Source organism: Dysosmobacter sp. Sow4_B12 (assembly GCF_052116665.1).
In the GTDB taxonomy this organism is placed as follows: Bacteria; Bacillota; Clostridia; order Oscillospirales; family Oscillospiraceae; genus Oscillibacter.
Window position 1 is genome coordinate 1 of sequence record NZ_JBQKKR010000027.1, and the last position, 1,409, is coordinate 1,409.

Consider the following 1,409-nt stretch of genomic DNA (forward strand, 5'->3'; position numbering starts at 1 on the left):
AAGGTGGACATCCCCGCCAGCTGGGCCGATGCTGCCGACACCCCTGTTGTGGAGCCCGTGGGCGCTTCCCAGTTCGTCAAGGACATCGTCATCCCCATGGACCGCCAGAAGGGCGACAAGCTGCCTGTCTCTGTGTTCAAGAAGCACGGCGTGCTGGACGGCACCTGGGAAAACGGCACCTCCGCCTTCTCCAAGCGTGGTGTCGCCACCAAGGTGCCCAAGTGGAACGCCGAGAGCTGCATCCAGTGCAACCGCTGCGCCATGTGCTGCCCCCACGCCGCCATCCGTCCCGTGCTGCTGACCGAGGAGGAGAAGGCCCAGGTGCCCGCTTCCTTCGTCACTGTGCCCGCCAAGGGCCTGGGCAAGGACGCCCCCGCATACTCCTTCCGCATGCAGATCTCTCCCTATGACTGCCTGGGCTGCGGCGTGTGCCTCACCGCCTGCCCCGCCAACAAGAATGAGAAGATGGCCGACGCCCTGGTCATGACCCCCTTCGAGGAGATGAAGCCCGAGCAGGAGAACTTCGACAAGGTGGCCATGAACGACGCCTACCTCAAGAAGGACGTTATCAACAGCAAGTCCGTCAAGAACATGCAGTTCGCCAAGCCCTACTTCCAGTTCTCCGCCGCCTGCGCCGGCTGCGCCGAGACCACCTACATCAAGCTGCTGAGCCAGATGGTGGGCGACCGCATGTACGCCGGCAACGCCGCCGGCTGCTCCTCCGCCATTTCCGGCGGCGCCCCCATCCTGCCCTACTGCAAGGACAGCCAGGGCCGCGGCCCCGCCTGGGAGCACTCCCTGTTCGAGGACAACGCCGAGTTCGCCTATGGCTTCTTCCACGCCCAGGACGCCATCCGCAAGGAGCTACTCATCCGTCTGGACAGCATCAAGGAGTCCGGCATCGCCGTTCTTGCCATCGACGACTACCAGGCCAACTGGAACGACGGCGAGAAGTCCCGGGCCGTGTCCGACGCTCTGATCGCCGCCCTGGAGGCCGCTGAGCAGACCGAGGACGTGGCCTATGTCCTGGAGAACAAGGAATACCTGGCCAAGAAGTCCGTGTGGGCCATCGGCGGCGACGGCTGGGCCTACGACATCGGCTTCGGCGGCATCGACCACGTGATGGCGCAGAACCGGAACGTGAACCTGCTGGTGCTGGACACCGAGGTGTACTCCAACACCGGCGGACAGTCCTCCAAGTCCACTCCCACCTCCGCTGTGGCCAAGTTCGCCGCCGGCGGCAAGCAGGTGGCCAAGAAGGACCTGGGCGCCATCCTCATGAGCTACGGCTACGTGTATGTGGCCCAGGTGGCCATGGGCTGGGATCAGGCCCAGACGCTGAAGGCACTGCGGGAGGCCGAGGAGTACGATGGTCCCGCCATCGTCATCTGCTACTGCCCCTGCCTGGA

At 64.8% G+C, this 1,409-nt stretch carries 1 protein-coding gene; it reads left to right on the forward strand.

The annotated features are described in order from the left end of the window. Nucleotides 1–1,409, forward strand: a 1,409-nt coding sequence (locus tag ACTQ4R_RS12960; RefSeq protein ID WP_441629335.1) for a thiamine pyrophosphate-dependent enzyme, incomplete at both ends; no start/stop codon positions are given.